Origin of the sequence: Enterobacter sp. T1-1 (assembly GCF_000710795.1) — a bacterium.
Taxonomy (GTDB): domain Bacteria; phylum Pseudomonadota; class Gammaproteobacteria; order Enterobacterales; family Enterobacteriaceae; genus Enterobacter; species Enterobacter cloacae.
Window position 1 is genome coordinate 25,445 of sequence record NZ_JALW01000020.1, and the last position, 16,286, is coordinate 41,730.

20 protein-coding genes are annotated in these 16,286 nt (G+C 55.0%); 17 read left to right on the plus strand and 3 right to left on the minus strand.

What is annotated here, in order from left to right; genetic code table 11:
* Positions 1–38 precede the first annotated feature (38 nt).
* Complete coding sequence (fliS, locus tag AK59_RS0108340; protein ID WP_029882527.1) at positions 39–446, plus strand: flagellar export chaperone FliS; 408 nt, start codon at positions 39–41, stop codon at positions 444–446.
* Entirely contained in the window at positions 439–759 is a 321-nt protein-coding gene (gene fliT, locus AK59_RS0108345; RefSeq protein WP_029882528.1) for a flagellar protein FliT, read from the plus strand. The genes fliS and fliT overlap by 8 nt, the downstream gene beginning before the upstream one ends.
* A 122-nt stretch (positions 760–881) precedes the next feature.
* On the opposite strand, the gene AK59_RS0108350 is transcribed toward fliT, so the two are convergent.
* The 3 genes from AK59_RS0108350 to flgA form a co-directional block, all read right to left on the minus strand.
* Positions 882–1,325, minus strand: a complete 444-nt coding sequence (locus AK59_RS0108350; protein WP_029882529.1) for a flagella synthesis protein FlgN — start codon at positions 1,323–1,325, stop codon at positions 882–884.
* 17 nt (positions 1,326–1,342) lie between these two features.
* The gene (flgM, locus tag AK59_RS0108355) at positions 1,343–1,636 is read right to left on the minus strand and encodes a flagellar biosynthesis anti-sigma factor FlgM (protein ID WP_029882530.1); all 294 of its coding nucleotides are present in this window, start codon (positions 1,634–1,636) and stop codon (positions 1,343–1,345) included.
* A gap of 69 nt (positions 1,637–1,705) precedes the next feature.
* On the minus strand, positions 1,706–2,404 hold the full coding sequence (gene flgA / locus AK59_RS0108360) for a flagellar basal body P-ring formation chaperone FlgA (protein WP_081852442.1): 699 nt from the start codon (positions 2,402–2,404) through the stop codon (positions 1,706–1,708).
* Between the two features lie 236 nt (positions 2,405–2,640).
* Between flgA and flgB the strand changes: the two genes are divergently transcribed.
* The 15 genes from flgB to flhC all read left to right on the plus strand — a co-directional run bounded on the left by flgB (position 2,641) and on the right by flhC (position 16,228).
* Entirely contained in the window at positions 2,641–3,051 is a 411-nt protein-coding gene (gene flgB / locus AK59_RS0108365; protein WP_029882532.1) for a flagellar basal body rod protein FlgB, read from the plus strand.
* A gap of 6 nt (positions 3,052–3,057) precedes the next feature.
* Entirely contained in the window at positions 3,058–3,462 is a 405-nt protein-coding gene (gene flgC / locus AK59_RS0108370) for a flagellar basal body rod protein FlgC (RefSeq protein ID WP_029882533.1), read from the plus strand.
* Positions 3,463–3,470: 8 nt separating this feature from the next.
* Complete coding sequence (locus tag AK59_RS0108375) at positions 3,471–4,178, plus strand: flagellar hook assembly protein FlgD (RefSeq protein WP_029882534.1); 708 nt, start codon at positions 3,471–3,473, stop codon at positions 4,176–4,178.
* 27 nt (positions 4,179–4,205) lie between these two features.
* Entirely contained in the window at positions 4,206–5,396 is a 1,191-nt protein-coding gene (gene flgE, locus AK59_RS0108380) for a flagellar hook protein FlgE (protein ID WP_029882535.1), read from the plus strand.
* A gap of 9 nt (positions 5,397–5,405) precedes the next feature.
* Positions 5,406–6,143: a flagellar basal body rod protein FlgF gene (locus AK59_RS0108385; protein ID WP_029882536.1), complete on the plus strand. Its 738-nt coding sequence runs from the start codon at positions 5,406–5,408 to the stop codon at positions 6,141–6,143.
* Positions 6,144–6,162: 19 nt separating this feature from the next.
* Positions 6,163–6,945, plus strand: a complete 783-nt coding sequence (gene flgG, locus AK59_RS0108390) for a flagellar basal-body rod protein FlgG (protein ID WP_029882537.1) — start codon at positions 6,163–6,165, stop codon at positions 6,943–6,945.
* Between the two features lie 60 nt (positions 6,946–7,005).
* Positions 7,006–7,692 (plus strand): flagellar basal body L-ring protein FlgH, encoded by a 687-nt coding sequence (locus AK59_RS0108395; RefSeq protein ID WP_013097777.1) that lies wholly within the window; start codon positions 7,006–7,008, stop codon positions 7,690–7,692.
* Position 7,693: 1 nt separating this feature from the next.
* Complete coding sequence (locus AK59_RS0108400; RefSeq protein WP_029882538.1) at positions 7,694–8,821, plus strand: flagellar basal body P-ring protein FlgI; 1,128 nt, start codon at positions 7,694–7,696, stop codon at positions 8,819–8,821.
* Positions 8,821–9,741 (plus strand): flagellar assembly peptidoglycan hydrolase FlgJ, encoded by a 921-nt coding sequence (gene flgJ / locus AK59_RS0108405; RefSeq protein ID WP_029882539.1) that lies wholly within the window; start codon positions 8,821–8,823, stop codon positions 9,739–9,741. Before AK59_RS0108400 ends, flgJ begins: the two co-directional genes overlap by 1 nt.
* A gap of 93 nt (positions 9,742–9,834) precedes the next feature.
* On the plus strand, positions 9,835–11,475 hold the full coding sequence (gene flgK, locus AK59_RS0108410) for a flagellar hook-associated protein FlgK (protein WP_029882540.1): 1,641 nt from the start codon (positions 9,835–9,837) through the stop codon (positions 11,473–11,475).
* Between the two features lie 10 nt (positions 11,476–11,485).
* Complete coding sequence (flgL, locus tag AK59_RS0108415) at positions 11,486–12,388, plus strand: flagellar hook-associated protein FlgL (protein WP_029882541.1); 903 nt, start codon at positions 11,486–11,488, stop codon at positions 12,386–12,388.
* Positions 12,389–12,439: 51 nt separating this feature from the next.
* Complete coding sequence (locus tag AK59_RS0108420; RefSeq protein WP_029882542.1) at positions 12,440–14,065, plus strand: methyl-accepting chemotaxis protein; 1,626 nt, start codon at positions 12,440–12,442, stop codon at positions 14,063–14,065.
* Positions 14,066–14,223: 158 nt separating this feature from the next.
* Positions 14,224–14,943 carry an RNA polymerase sigma factor FliA gene (gene fliA, locus AK59_RS0108425; protein ID WP_029882543.1) on the plus strand — a complete coding sequence of 240 codons (720 nt, stop codon included), beginning with the start codon at positions 14,224–14,226 and terminating at the stop codon, positions 14,941–14,943.
* 356 nt (positions 14,944–15,299) lie between these two features.
* The gene (gene flhD / locus AK59_RS0108430) at positions 15,300–15,650 is read left to right on the plus strand and encodes a flagellar transcriptional regulator FlhD (RefSeq protein WP_013097770.1); all 351 of its coding nucleotides are present in this window, start codon (positions 15,300–15,302) and stop codon (positions 15,648–15,650) included.
* Positions 15,651–15,652: 2 nt separating this feature from the next.
* Positions 15,653–16,228, plus strand: a complete 576-nt coding sequence (gene flhC, locus AK59_RS0108435) for a flagellar transcriptional regulator FlhC (protein WP_029882544.1) — start codon at positions 15,653–15,655, stop codon at positions 16,226–16,228.
* The last annotated feature ends 58 nt before the right edge of the window (positions 16,229–16,286 follow it).

The window sequence follows — 16,286 nt, forward strand, 5'->3', positions numbered from 1 at the left end:
ACAACACCGGGCAGGCCGCTGCCCGGCAGGATTTGACGATGTACACCAAAACGGGCAACAGTGCCTACACCGCTGTCTCACTGGACAGCCAGATCAATGGCGCCACGCCGCACCAGCTGATCGTTCTGCTCTACGACGGGGCGATCAACGCCATGAAGCGCGCAGAAATCTATTTCCAGTCGGGCAATATCGCCCGTCGCGGTGAGATGATTTCCCGCGCCATCAATATTATCGATAACGGCCTGCGCGCCGGGCTGGACCACGAGAAAGGCGGGAAAATCGCCGAAGAGCTGGAGAGCCTGTACGAGTATATTTCGCGCACGTTGCTGGAGGCGAATCTCAATAAATCCGGCGAAAAGCTGCCGCACCTCATCGCACTAATGACCGGTATGCTGGAAACCTGGCAGGCCATTGCGCCACAGCAAAAGCAGGTGAAACATGGATAAGGATGTTATTGCGCTGATTGAAGAACTGCTTATCAGCAATGCGAAGCTGCGTCAGCAGGCCGGGGACGGCGAATGGGATCTGTTTCTTGACGAGTCTGTGGCGTACACCATGGGAATGAGAACGCTGTGTGATATCGATTTAACCCTGCTGGCACAGCACAACAAAGCACCCGTCAGCGCTCAACTGGCGACGCTGCTGGAGAACGATGCCCTGTTAACGCAGGCTATTCAGGGCCGTCTGACCACCATCAGCACCGAACTCTCCGCCATGCGCAAATCCAGTACGATGAATAAAGCCTACACGGCTGTTTAGTTCCCTCCCTGATTGCCGGGTGGCGCTGCGCTTACCCGGCCTACTCAACGATGAAACCCGCAGGCCCGTGCAAAAAAAGCCCACCAGAGGCGGGCAAAAGAGGACAACGCAGACAGAAACGATCAGATGCTGATGTTATATTTGCGGCCAGTCGCTACGACGCTGGATTCCCCCGCCGGACCGTACAGCGAGTTTGTATTGCCTACATGGTCAATCACTTTCTGGATATGCTGATTTTTCTTCATATGACTTTGCAGCAGCGATTCCACTTTTTGATTCAGCACCTTGGTGCTGCGCACCTTCTCATGCACCTGCTGCCAGCTGGCAAACAGCTTACCGAGCCCCGGGTAGGGGGCTTCAGTGCCACAGCTCTGCTCCTGCTGGCGGCGCATGTCGTCGTAATACTGAAGCGTGGTCAGCAGCTGGTTTTTGTTATCCGCCAGCACCTGCAGCGACACCGGGTTGATCTGCGTGCGGTTGAGCTGATTCACCTCTTCAATCATGATCGCCTCCAGTTCATCCAGAGACGTTTTCATCTGCGCGAGTATCGGGTAAAGCTTGTCCATAAGGGGCCTGTAAACGGTTAAAACTGAAACATGTCCTGCACCATGGCCTGAGCAATTTTCTCAGGCTCAATGCGCAGGGTACCTGCTGCCAGCGCGTCGCGCAGTTCGGCGACCCGCGCGAAATCCACGTCGCGGCTGTCGTCGGTCTGGATCTTTTTCGTCAATTCACTCAGGGTAACGTTGGTGTTATCACGCTTTTCCGCGCGTTTTGCTGCAACGTCCTGGTCCTGAGGATGTGTACGGGCGCGCAGATCCTGAGTCGGGGCGATTTTTGTAATCGGCGCGGTGGTCTGACTGCTATTAATGCTCATGGGTGTCCTCGCAAATCAATTTATCTACTCAATACTGCTTTCATCGGTGATTCACAGAAAACCTAAAATTTATTGTTGCGAAATAATCATCACCTGACCGTCAGCCCCCACTTTTCCGCTCACGGTGCGCCCGCTCAGGGTTTTCACCTTCAGTACGTCATCCACCGCCGCGTTGTTCAACGCCTTGCCCTGGCTGCGAATACGAAAGCCTGCCCCGGTGGTGACCAGGTCCACCGTCTGCCCGGCCCGCAGTCGCCACTGCTGACGCAGCTGGTTTTCTAACAGCGGTTTACCGGCATCAATTGCGCGGGTCAGACGCTGGCCGATAATCTCGTCGGCATTAAAGATTAAACCGCCTGGCTGGTGGTCAAGGTTGCCGGTGACCGGTTCGATATCGCTGCGCTGCACAATCGCCCCGCCGGGCAGGCTCTGGCTTGCCACCCACCAGGTACCCTGCGCGCTGATGCGTACCGGCAGGAAGTGGCGGCGCGCGCCACACTGCGCGAGCACGGTGCGTTTGCCGGTGAGACGGCTGTCGCGCCCCACCAGACTCAGCGTGGGGTTTTCGCACACGGCGGCCAGCTGTGCCGGGGTGGCGAGCAGGGTCGCGGTGCGCACGATCTCGCTGCCGTTCTCAGGCTGTTTGATCAGGGCGTCCAGCTTGAGCATCAGACGTTGCTTCGCCATCTGGTCAGACGGTACGCTGGCTGCAGCGGAGGCAGAACAGAGCAAGACGGCCACCGCCGTGCTGAATAATCGGAGCATCATCTTATTGCCTTAATATATAAAACGTGGCGAAATTATATACGCAGAAACCTGTGTTTTATTCCCTAAAATAATGACACTTTTGTCGCCATTTAATTTCTTCGATTTTTTAACGTTTCTCTCATTATTTCTATTTCTCTAAATAGGCTTATTTCTGTCGGGTCTTCGCGGTGTGATATTTCACCCGCGCTGACTACACTATCGCAGTTTAAATAACGCGAGACAGGAGTCCTGTTGTCATGAATAAACTTGATGACGCCTTTCGCTTTCAACAGCAGGCGTTAGGTTTGCTGTCGCGCCGTCAGGATATATTGGCTTCAAATATTGCGAATGCTGATACGCCGGGCTACAAGGCGCGAGATATTGATTTTACTCAGCAGCTAAAAGCTGCCATGGAAAATAACGCCATGGCGAAATCACCCGTGTCACTGACATTAACGTCAAATAAGCATATTGAAGGTAAAGCGAGGCCGTTTGACGACAGTCAGTTGCTCTATCGCGTACCGGATCAACCGAGTGCCGACGGCAATACCGTGGATATGGATCGTGAGCGCGTCAATTTTGCGGATAACGCCGTGAAATATCAGTCGGGACTGACGTTCCTTGGCGCGGATATTAAAAAAATGATGACTGTGCTCAGTCAGGGGTAATCAACGATGTCGCTCTTTAGCGTATTTGATATTTCGGGCTCGGCGATGGCCGCCCAGTCCCGCCGCCTTAACGTCAGCGCCAGCAATATGGCGAATGCCGACAGCGTGGCGGGCCCGGACGGGCAGCCGTACCGCGCGCGTCAGGTGGTGTTTTCCGTTGACGCGTCTGCCGGTCAGGAGATTGGTGGCGTGCAGGTTAGCGACGTGGTGGAGAGCAGCGCGCCGGACCGCCTGGTCTATGAGCCGGGCAATCCGCTGGCGGATGAACAGGGCTATGTGCGCATGCCCAACGTCAACGTCATGAACGAGATGGTGAATACCATTTCAGCCTCCCGCAGCTACCAGGCCAACGTGGAAGTGATGAACTCCGCCAAAAGCCTGATGCTGAAAACATTAACGCTTGGTCAGTAAGGACGCATATGGCGGTCTCTTCGATTAACAACAACAGCGGCGCAGGTGGCACCGGTACCGGAAACAGCGCGGCGGATCTGTCGAACCAGTTTATGACCCTGCTGGTCGCGCAGATGAAAAACCAGGATCCCACCAACCCGATGGATAACAACCAGCTCACCTCACAGCTGGCGCAGTTCAACATGGCGGCGGGCGTGGAGAAGCTCAATACCTCTGTCGCGAATGTACAGGCATGGATGGTCCAGCTTGGCAGCATGAGCGCCTCGTCGTGGGTGGGGCGTAGCGTGCTGATAGAAGGGGAGGCAAAGGTTTCCTTTGGCGAACCGGGTATCGGCATCATGCAGGAAGGCGTGGAGATCCCGGGCAATTCGGACGACTTCCACTTCGCGCTGACGGCCGATGCAGAAACGGTCACCGTCACCCTGGAAGACAGCGAAGGGAATGCCTACACCGCCGAGCTGAAAAACGTTAAGCAGGGGATGAATACCTACAATCTCGATGACCTGGAAAACTTCAAGCCGGAGCCGGGTCCACCGCACGATCGCGAATACGACATCTCCTTTGCTGCCAGTAATCCTGATGGCGATAAGCCGGAGGTATTTGGTCTGGTACAAGAGCAGGTGCAAGGGGTCACCATGGATCCGACCGGCCCGATTCTGCATCTGCTGAATCACGACCCGATTCGCATGGATAAAGTCTTCGTTATTCAAAAATAGTTATCACTTACTTTCTGGAAATTAATAATGGGTTTTTCACAAGGTCTTAGCGGCCTGAGTGCCGCTGCAAAAGCACTGGACGTGGTGGGTAACAACATCGCCAACTCCCAGACCGTGGGGTTTAAAGCGGGTTCTGTTTCGTTTGCCGATATCTTTGCCGGTTCAACCGGGATGGGGGTACAGGTCGCCGGTGTGAGTCAAAACTTTGCTCAGGGCGGGCCAGCGGCAGGCAGTTCGGCGCTGGATATGATGATCAATGGACGAGGCTTTTTCCGCATGGTTGATGAAGCGGGCAGTGTGTTCTACGGGCGCAACGGTCAGTTCGAGGAAAATGAGAGCGGCTTCATCACTAACAAAACAAATGGTCTTTTTTTAACTGGCTACCAGGCCACGGATGGGGTGATCAACCCCGGTGCACAGGTGGGGCCGATCCAAATTCCAAAAGATGATATGCCACCAGTGGCGTCGAAAGCCGGTTCATTGACGGGCAATCTGAAGTCGGATGCCGAAGTCATAACCAAGGTCCCCTTTAACAAGGATGACAAAGAGACTTATAACTATGTGAGTGATGTTACCGCGACAGACAGTCTCGGGAACAAACATACCATCAAAGTCTATTTTGTGCATACCGCGGAAGGGAAATGGGAAGCGCATGCCGAAGACTCCACCTCACCTGATGGTTTGGCGAAACTTGAGCTTAATTTTGACTCATCCGGTAATTTGATCGGCCCTGGGGTAATGGATATCAAGGGCAAGGGCTACAACGGATCCGATGCGTTGACGTTGAAGTTGGACCTGTCAAAGCTCACCCAAAACGCCAGCGATACCCAGGTGATGCTGGATGAAATTGACGGCCAGGCACCGGGTAAATTTAACAGCTATCAGGTCAGTGACACTGGCGAAGTGATCGCCATCTACAGCAACGGCAAACGTCAAACCGTGGCGCAGGTCGTACTGGCAGATTTCGCCAACGCGGGTGGTCTGGAACAGCAGGGGAATAACCTGTGGGCGGAAACCGTGCAGTCTGGCCAGCCGTACCTTGGCACCTCGGGTTCCGGCAGCTTCGGGAACATGACGGGCGGTTTGCTGGAATCCTCCAACGTCAACCTGGGCGATGAGATGGTCAACATGATCGTCTACCAGCGTAACTATCAGTCCAACTCACAAACTATCAAAACCCAGTCTGAAGTTCTGCAGACGCTGGTTAACCTGCGTTAAGGCTGAGTGATGGATCGCGCTATTTATACCGCCATGAGTGCCGCTAACGCGGCGCTCAATCGCCAGGCGGTCACCTCAAACAATCTGGCGAACAGCTCCACCGCAGGCTTTCGCGCCCAACTGGCGGCCTTCCGTTCGGTGCCCATTGAAGGGGAAACCCTGCGCACCCGCGCGCTGGTGGCGGAGTCCACCCCGTTTCACGACACCACCATGGGGCCGATTACCCATACCGGGCGCAGCCTGGACGTGGCATTGCCGCAGGACGGCTGGCTGGCAGTGGCGCTGGACGACGGCAGTGAAGGCTATACCCGCAACGGCGCTATTGAAGTGGATCAGGACGGGGCGCTCAGCGTTAACGGCCGTCCGCTGATGGGCGACGGCGGACCGCTGGAAGTGCCGCCGCAGTCCCACGTCACCATCGGTAGCGATGGCACCGTCTCGGCACTCGGTATGGGCGATGACCCGACGATGCTGGTGCCGGTTGGCCGTCTGAAGCTGGTCAACGCCGACATGAACAGCCTGGTTCACGGCGACGACGGCCTGTTCCGCACCGCAGGCGGCGAGATGCTGGCCCAGGATGAAACCCTGCGTCTGACGCCAGAGGCCATCGAGGGCAGCAACGTCAGTCCGGTACAGGCCATGACGCAGATGATCGCCAACTCCCGCGGGTTCGACATGAACATGAAGGTGATCCGTACCGCCGACGAGAACGCCCAGAAAGCCAATCAGCTATTAAGCGTGAGCTAAGCCCGCGCAAGGAGTCACAATGATTCGTTCTTTATGGATCGCAAAAACCGGGCTGGAAGCACAGCAGCTCAATATGGACGTTATCTCCAACAACCTGGCGAACGTCAACACTAACGGCTTTAAGCGTCAGCGCGCCGTGTTTCAGGATCTGCTCTATCAGAACATGCGCCAGCCTGGCGCCCAGTCGACCGAGCAGAATACCCTGCCAAGCGGCCTGCAGCTGGGTACCGGCGTGCGTCCGGTTTCCACTCAACGCGTGCATACTCAGGGCGGCATGAACCAGACCGGCGACGAGTACGACGTGGCCATTGAAGGGGAAGGGTTCTTCCAGGTGCAGATGCCGGACGGCAGCAACGCCTACACCCGCGACGGTCATTTCTCCAAAAGCCCGGACGGGCAACTGGTGAATGCTGAAGGCTACCCAATCCAGCCGGGGATCGTCATCCCGCAGGATGCCACCAAACTGAACATCGGCAGCGACGGTATCGTCAGCGTGAAGGTGCCCGGTCAGGCGGAAGAGCAGCAGATCGGCCAACTGACGCTCACTACCTTCGTCAACAACGCGGGGCTCGAAAGCGTTGGCGGCAATCTCTACAAAGAGACGCAGTCGTCCGGTGCGCCGAACGAGCTGAACCCCGGCATGGAGAGCGCGGGCACGCTGAAGCAGAGCTACGTGGAAATCTCCAACGTCAACGTGGCGGAAGAGCTGGTGACCATGATTCAGGTGCAGCGCGCCTACGAAATCAACAGTAAAGCGGTCTCTGCTTCTGACCAGATGCTGCAGCGTCTTTCCCAGCTTTAATCTTCTCTGGCCGCGCGAGCGGCCAGACATTTTATCGACACTGAAATGAAAATATTGTCTATGCACATTCCGGCGGCCGCGCTGCTGGCAAGCACACTGCTGCTCAGTGGCTGCGCGCACATTATGCAAAAGCCCCTCGTCGAGGGTCCTACCACGGCAACACCATTACCGATGGCACCGGCAGCGACCGGCGGTTCACTGTTTCAGGCCGGGCAGGCCATGAACTACGGCTATCAGCCGATGTTCGAAGACCGCCGCCCGCGTAACGTGGGTGACACGCTGACCATCCTGCTGCAGGAGAACGTGAGCGCCAGCAAAAGTTCCTCCGCCAGTGCCAACCGTAATGGATCGGCCGGGATGGGGCTGATTGCGGTACCGACCAAACTCAACGGCTGGCTGGGCGACGGTAAAGCGGATTTCGAAGCCGAAGGCAAAAACGATTTCGCGGGGAAGGGCGGCGCGGCGGCGCGCAACACCTTTACCGGGACCATTACCGTCACCGTAAAAGAGCTGCTGCCGAACGGCAACCTCGGCGTGGTGGGCGAGAAGCAGATTGCCATCAACCAGGGCACCGAATTTATCCGCTTCTCCGGCGTGGTGAACCCGCGCACCATCAGCGGCAGCAACACGGTGCCGTCCACTCAGGTGGCGGACGCGCGCATCGAGTACGTCGGCAACGGCTACATCAACGAAGCGCAGAACATGGGCTGGCTGCAACGCCTGTTCCTGAACCTCTCTCCTTTCTGATATGACCATGAAAAAAGAATCTATCCTGTTTTTTCTCAGCATCCTGCTCTATGGCATGACGCTGGCGGTACCCAAAGTGGTCCACGCGGAACGTATCCGCGATCTGGCGACGGTACAGGGTGTGCGTTCCAACTCCCTGATGGGCTACGGCCTGATTGTCGGTCTTGACGGGACCGGCGACCAGACCATGCAGGCCCCGTTCACCGGCCAGAGCCTGAACAACATGCTCTCGCAGTTGGGGATCACCGTCCCGCCGGGCACCAATATGCAGCTGAAAAACATTGCGGCGGTGATGGTCACCGCTGAGCTGCCGCCGTTTGCCCGTCCGGGCGACAAGCTGGACATCGTGGTCTCTTCGGTGGGCAACGCTAAAAGCCTGCGCGGCGGCACGCTGCTGATGACCCCGCTGAAAGGGGCGGATAACCAGATCTACGCCATCGCCCAGGGCAACATTTTGATCTCCGGCGCAGGGGCGCAGGCGGGCGGCAGCCGCGTGCAGGTGAACCAGCTTAACGGCGGGCGCATCAGCAATGGTGCTACCGTCGAGCGGGAAGTGCCGAACGATTTCGCCACCCAGAGCATTGTGCGCCTGCAATTGAACGAGACCGATTTCTCGCTGGCGCAGCAGATCAGCGACGCCATTAACCAGCGCTACAGCGGCGGGGCGGCGTTGCCGGAAGATGCCCGCACCGTGCGCCTGTTCGCGCCGCCGGACGGCCCGTCCCGCGTGCGTTTTCTGGCCGACATTCAGGACATTCCGCTACGGGTGAACGTGCAGGACGCGAAGGTGATTGTGAACTCGCGTACCGGCTCGGTGGTGATGAACCGCCACGTCTCGCTCGACGCCTGCGCGGTGGCGCACGGCTCGCTGACGGTGGAGGTGATGCAGAACAACATTATCAGCCAGCCGGATACGCCGTTTGGCGGCGGCGAAACGGTGGTGGTGCCGCAGACCGATATCTCGGTGCGTGACAGCGGCGGCTCGCTGCAGCACGTGCGCAGCAGTACCGATCTGAACGCGGTGATCCGCGCCCTCAACAGCCTGGGCGCCACGCCGAACGAGCTGATGTCGGTTCTGCAGGCGATGAAAAGTGCCGGCTGTCTGCGGGCGAAGCTGGAGGTGAACTGATGAATGCCTTCGACAAATTCGACCAGCCAGCGTTTGATGTTCGTTCGCTGGATACGCTGAAACGGGAGGCCGGGCGGCAGTCGCCCGGCGCGCTGAAAGCGGCGGCAAAGCAGATGGAGGGGATTTTCGTGCAGATGATGATGAAGAGCATGCGCGATGCCACCTTTAAGAGCGATCTGCTGAGCAGCCAGTCTTCAGAGATGTACACCGCGATGCACGATCAGCAGGTCGCACAAAACATTGCCGGGAGTGGTCAGCTCGGCTTTGCCGATCTTATCGTCCGCCAGTTGGGTGGGGAGGCTGATGAACCCGTGGTGAGCGCACCAGGACGTGATTTCCTGCCCCCGGGCCTTTCTTCGGCTCCTGCCAGCGGGCCACTGCGCCTGCCTGCGCCCGTATCGTTCGCCAAACCGGCGGAAGGGGCGCATCCGTTTATTGCCCGTCTGCTGCGCCCGGCCCAGGCCGCCGCGCAGCAGAGCGGGCTGCATCCGCATCTGATCCTCGCCCAGGCGGCGCTGGAATCCGGCTGGGGGAAACGCGAAATCCCGGCGGCGGACGGCCGCCCGAGCCACAACCTCTTTGGCATTAAAGCGACGGGAGACTGGCGCGGCAAAACCACTGAGATCACCACCACCGAATATATCAACGGCGTGAAGCAGAAGGTGAAAGCCGCCTTCCGCGTCTATGACTCCTATGAACATGCCCTTTCTGACTACGCAAAGCTGTTGACCAAAAATCCGCGCTATCGCGGCGTGGTGCAGTCCGGTTCGCCGGAACAGGGGGCAAAGGCGCTGCAGGCGGGGGGCTATGCGACCGACCCGGCCTACGCCAAAAAGCTCATCACCATTATTCAGAAAGTGAAAGGCGATATTCAGCAGGGCGTGAACGCTTACAAAAACGATCTCGACAAAATTTTTTAGTGATTTTTTGAATCACCGATGAAATAGACAGAGCCATGAACTTTCTGGCCCGGTTGCGTATGCCGGGCCTGCAATCAGGGAATATCGAATATTATGAATAACTTATTTAACCTTGCGAAAGGTGGCCTGAGCGTTGCACAGGCTGCATTGCGCGTGACGGGTGATAATCTGACAAACGGCATGTCCGGCACTTACAGCCGTCGCAGTCTGATCATTGGCGAAATGGGCGGTATGTCTACCGGACAGGGCTTTTTCGGTTACGGGGCGCGCGCCAGTGGTGTCGAGCGCGCCTATGACGCGTTTGCCAACAATCAGATGCGTGGCTCGCTTTCTCACTATGCCGCTCTCGCCGGGCGAAATGAACAGTTAGCGGACATCGACAATATGCTGGCCGACGAGTCCGATAATGTTTCGGTCTCAATGAACGATATGTTTAAGGCCATGGCGACGCTGAGCGGTAATCCGTCTGATGGGTCGGGGCGAGCGGCGGTGTACAACTCCCTTGGTACGCTGGCGAATCGTTTTAACGCCAGCGCCAGGCGCCTGACCGCACTGGAAAAGAGCACCAATACACAGATTGAGCAGAGCACCAAAGATATTAACAGCTATACCCAGCAACTGGCAGAGCTGAATAAACAGCTTGAACGCGCCCAGGGAAATGGTGCTCCGCCTGCCGACCTGCTCGACCAGCGCGATGCGCTGCTGGAAAAGATGAGCGAGCACATTGGGATCACAGTGACCGAAGACAAAACCTCGGGTCGGGTTGACGTACTCCTGTCTGACGGACGTCCGCTGGTGTCCGGAGACAGAGCCTATAAGCTACAAACCTCGCCCTCGGACAGCGATCCCAATAAAACCATCGTCTCCTACGTGGATGCGAACGGTAAAGCCTCGCCGCTGGATGAAAGCAACATCACCAAAGGTCGCCTGGGGGGGTTGTTTAAATTCCGTAACGAAGACCTGACTGTTGCGCGCCAGGAGCTCGATCAGATCGCCTTTACGATGGCGAACCGCATGAACGAGCAGCATGCGCAGGGTTATACGCCAGACGGAAAACAGGGTGGGGATCTCTTCTCACTGGCAGAAATTAAAGCCTATGCCAACGCGAAAAACACCGGGACCGGTAAGCTGGGAGCAATTACCGTCGCCGACTACAAAAATGTCAAATCAGAAAACTATACCCTGACCAGCGATGGTGCTGGCGGTTGGACCGTAACGGGTGAAGATGGACGCACGGTACCTGTAGATACGACCGATCCGACGAAGCTCAAATTTGACGGTGTGGAAATTGACGTTCCGGCGACCGGTTTCGATGCCGGCGACAGTTTCACCCTTAACCCGATGGCTGGTGCTGCGGAAGGGATAACCCGCAAGATCGCCAGCGCGCAGGAGTTTGCGGCTGCGGGTGATAACGCGGGTGAACCGGGTGATAGCAAGAACCTCGATGCGCTGCGAAAAATCCAGGATGAAAAGCTGATTGGCGAAAACACGTTAACTGAAGCCTACGCCAGTCTGGTGGGGACTATCGGTGACCATGCGCGTGGCGTGAAATCTGAGCTTGCCAGTGCCGAAACTGATTTTCAGACCAAGTACGACACTAAGCAGGCGCTCTCTGGCGTCAATATGGATGAGGAGTACATCAATCTGGATATGTTTAAACAGTATTACAACGCCAACGCGCAGCTGCTGAAAACCGCTACCGATATGTTTGATGCCTTACTGTCTATCCGATAAGGAACCGATGATGCGATTAAGTACGCTTTATATGTATAAAACTAGCGCAGAGGCCATGACGAAACGCATGAGTCAAAGCAATGATGTTTATTTGCGCATGTCGGCAGGCAAAACGCTGCTGAAGGCGTCGGACGATCCGGCGGCTGCAACCGACGCGGTGAAACAGCAGGACGCGCTGGCAAAACTGGAGATGTACAGCAGCGTGCGTTCGAGCGCGCGCGGCGCGCTCGAACATGGGGACAATATTCTGAACGGTGTGGTGAATTTAATGACCACTACCCTTAAAGAAAAACTGGTTGCTGCGGGCAATGGAACCTACCCGGAAGAGGGGTTAGAAGCATTAGGTAAAGAGATGGAGGGTATATGGAAAAATATGCTCGATCTCGCCAATAACCGTGACGGTAACGGTCGTTATATTTTTTCTGGTTTTCAGACGGATAAGCCGCCATTTGATGAAAACGGTGTCTATCAGGGAGGCACTGAAGCCCGAAAGCAGACCGTTGCAGACAGTACCGAGATGCAGATCGGCCATCTGGGTAGTGAAATTTTTGATGATATTTTCACCGTTCTTAAAGCTGCCACAGAGGCCATCAAAGCCGATCCGTTTGACGAAGACGCGATGAAAGCAGCAATGAAAGCCGCCAGCAAAGCCGTTGACGCAGGTATCGACCGTCTGGGTAAGGCGCAGGCCGAACTGGGAACGAATCTGCAGCAGTTGGACGCGCTGGATCTGTCCGGTGACGTGATGATCAATGACACGATCGTAAAGGTGCAGAACGCGATTGGTTCAGACACCAGCAAGCTGGTGACGCTGGTGTCTGAATCACAGATGTCAGAGCTGGCCTTTAATGCGTCGATGTTCGTCTACAAAAAAATGCAGTCGATGAACCTCTTTAATATGTCCCCCAGTTGACCGTTTAATTGACTCCCACAGGCACCGGCCGTCTGCGGCCGGTGAAAATCTATGTTAACGAAACTCAAAATTTATAGCGCAATCAGCCTTATTATTGGCCTGTTTGCGGTGATGCTGTTCGGCGTAACCGCCTATTATGTCTATGACACAGTCTCAAATAATACCAATTTCAAACGTATTGTCGTGGCCTCTGAAAATAACGATCAGATGCGCGATGCCGCCTATAACATCAGCGCGGTAATGGCCAATACCAACGGCCTGATGCTGCAGGCAGCGCTGGGTAACCCGGTTTCTGAGAATGTTGCCAAACATACGGTGAATGTGGTGAAACTTGCGCGTCGTAATATGGATGCGTTTATGGCCTCGCCGTTTAACACCCCGGAGGAGAATCGTCTGGCGGCTGAGGTCAATGCGGCTTTCAACGAAGTGTACAAGGTTGCCGAAATTAAGCTGGGCTACCTGCATAACCCGGCAGGGTATTCCGGGTCGCTGGAACACGATATGGAGCTGCGCACCGCGCTGCGTAATAAGGTCGATCAGTATACCGATACCAGCGCCCGCATGAGCGAAAGCTATATTCATGCATCCGAGCGTGGCTACAAGATTATGTTGGGTGTCGGAATTGCTGTGCTGATTCTGGCCGTCGGGCTGTTATTCGCCGTGCGTTACTGGCTGCGCCATACCCTGGTGCGTCGTATGGAGACCACGGTTGAAATGCTGCGTCGCGTGGCGGCGGGCGATCTGAGTCAGCCCATTGACACTGGCAGCCAGAATGAAATTGGCCACATGTTGACCGAGCTGGAGACCATGCGTACTTCCCTGACCAGTACGATCCTCGGCATCCGTGACAGCGTGCAGCGTATTCACACCAACGCCCAGGAGATTGCCCACGGCAATAACGATCTCTCTTCCCGTACGGAAGAGCAGGCGGCGGCGCTGCAGGAGACGGCGGCCAGCATGGAACAGATCAAAACCACCGTGCGTCAGAATGCCGATAACGCCCATGCGGCGCGTGAGCTGGCGGAAAGCGCCAGCCACAATGCCCATAACGGCGGGGAAGTGATGCAGAGCCTGGAGCAGATCATGGCGCAGATCACCACCAGCTCGCGCCAGATTGCCGATATCAACGGCGTGATCGACAGCATTGCCAACCAGACCAACATTCTGGCCCTGAACGCGGCGGTGGAAGCGGCACGAGCAGGTGAGCAGGGGCGTGGTTTTGCGGTAGTGGCAGAAGAGGTGCGTAACCTGGCAAAACGCAGCGCCGATGCGGCCAAAGAGATCAACCAGCTGATCAATACCAGCGTGAACAATATCGATGTCGGTTCACGTCAGGTCGGGCAGGCCAGCACCGTGATGCAGGAGATTGTGACCTCTGTTGCGCAGGTAACGCAGATCATGGGCGAAATCACCTCGGCGTCTGACGAGCAGAGCGCGGGTATCAATCAGATTTCCCAGGCGGTCAACGAAATGGATCTGGTGACCCAGCAGAATGCGGCGATGGTGGAAGAGGCGGCAATGGCGGCGGGCGAACTGGAAGCGCAGTCCGATGCGCTGGAGAAACTGGTGGCGCAATTCAGGTTGAACCATGAGAGCGCGATGGCGAAGGTGCCTGTGGAAGTGAATAAACCGCAGCGTCAAAAAGAGCCCGACCTGGCCCAGTGGGAAACCTTTTAATTTTATTAAATACCGCCATTAATCTCGCTATTTTATAAAATAGCCTGTTAATACAGACGAAGTAACAGAATGCGCATTTTTATAAAGGCTTATCGCACTATTTGAATGCGCCATTTCACCGGATAATTCTTTAAGAGAATAGCAGGTGGAATGCAATCGTGGATGGTATTTACACGGCCGAAGGGCTGGAAAATAAATCGGTAGTCTGGTCTAAATATCACTATCTGGTGCGGCAGGAGGCATTGCGTTTACATAAGCGACTTCCTGCCAGCGTCGAGCTGGATGATTTAATTCAGGCGGGCTCAATCGGTTTTTTAAGTGCAGTCGAGAGTTTTGACCCCAAAAAAGGGGTAACGCTTACGGCGTGGATCGCCCAGCGGGTGAAATGGGCATTATTAGATGAGCTGAGAGAAAGTGACTGGGTTCCACGTCGGGTACGCACCCATACGCGTGAAATTGTCGCGCTTATTCAGCAAATCGAGCAGGAAAAAGGGGGCGAAGCTACTGAAGCTGAAATCGCCGAACGCATGGGCGTCTCGTTGCAGGAATTTCAGCAGATGCTGGCAGATAATAACGCCAGCCAGATGTACTCGGTTGATGAGCTGCAGGAGAATTATGCCGACAGCTGGGAGACAAACGGCGATGAGAATGAACAGCTTAATCCACTGAATGACGCTATCAAAGAAAATTTGATAGAACGGATCGCTGAGCATATTCAGTATATACCCGAAAGGGAACAAGTGCTTTTACAGCTCTATTATCTGCAGGATTTGAATATGAAAGAGATTGGGCTGGTGCTGGGGATTACGGAAACACGCGTGAGTCAGTTACATAGTCTGGCCGTGAAAAGGTTAAGAAGCCGTATGGAATCAGCTTAACGTGAATTACAGGATATTAACATTTATATTGTTAATACTGGTTTCTCTGCAGGATTAATCATTAAAATCAAGGTTTAATAACGTTTAATAATGCTTTATTAACTTATAAAATCAACGAGTTAACATCAATTTGTGGATTTGAGGAAATTTCTGTCGCTTGTTCGGAAAATACTTAGTGTTTATGATTTTGCCAGTTTTGAGATGCAGCCTCCTTTGGCATTGACTCATTTACTGAGGAAGAATGACTTACCTTGGTGAATATCAATACCAAAAGACTCTCTGCATCAGTTCGGAAACGTTATCTATCTTAACTGACATGCCAGCTTTTGGCTGAATAACATTGGGAGTTTTCGCCTGTGTCCAATTTTGACGAGTATCTGCAAAATATTCACGATATTAACCTGTCCTATCTTCTGCTGGCGCAGCAGCTGATCCGTCAGGATAAATTTGCGGCGGGTTTTCGCCTTGGATTGTCTGAAGGCACAATTGATAACCTGAAAGAACTTTCGCTGCCACAATTAATGAAGCTGGCCACCACTAATCAGCTTATCTGTCGTCTGCGGGTTGACGATGAAGTTGTGATTGAAAATCTGACCAAGGATTCGCGTATTGAAGCGCTGCAGCAAATTCACACCGGCATTATTTTGTCGACCAATCTTCTTAATGCCTTAAGCGAAGAAGATGCCATTACCGCGGAGGAGGCATAATCATGTGTGGTGAAAAGAGTCTGCTGCAGGAAATTGACGAAGTAAATATCGCCATGGGGTTAATTTCTCTCGGGGCGAGAATGCAGGTGCTGGAATCGGAAACATCACTCAGCCGCCGTCGCCTGCTTCGTTTATATAAAGAGTTGCGCGGCTGTCCGCCGCCAAAAGGGATGCTGCCCTTTTCCGAAGACTGGTTTATGTCGTGGGAGCAGAATATTCACTCTTCCATGTTCTACAACATTTACCTCTATTTGAAAAAGACCGAGCAGGGCCGCTCCATTGAAATGCTGATGAAGACCTATCGTCTTTATCTGGAACAGTGCAGTACCTGTTCTGATGAGAAGCCGGTGCTGGGGCTGACCCGAGCCTGGACATTATTACGCTTTATCGACTGCGGCATTATTTCGCGTAAAGCCTGTAGCGTGTGTGGTGGTGGTTTTATCGTCACCACCGAATTTATTAAAAACCCATTTACCTGCAGCTTGTGCAGCCCGCCGTCGCGCGCGCTTAAAAAATCCCAGGTGAGCAATACCGGGCTTCTGGGCTCGTTTGCCGCGCCGGAAATCATGACGGCGTAACCCCAGACGGCTGTGCGCAAGATGGCGTTTACCTGATGCCGGGAGGACCGGCATCGGT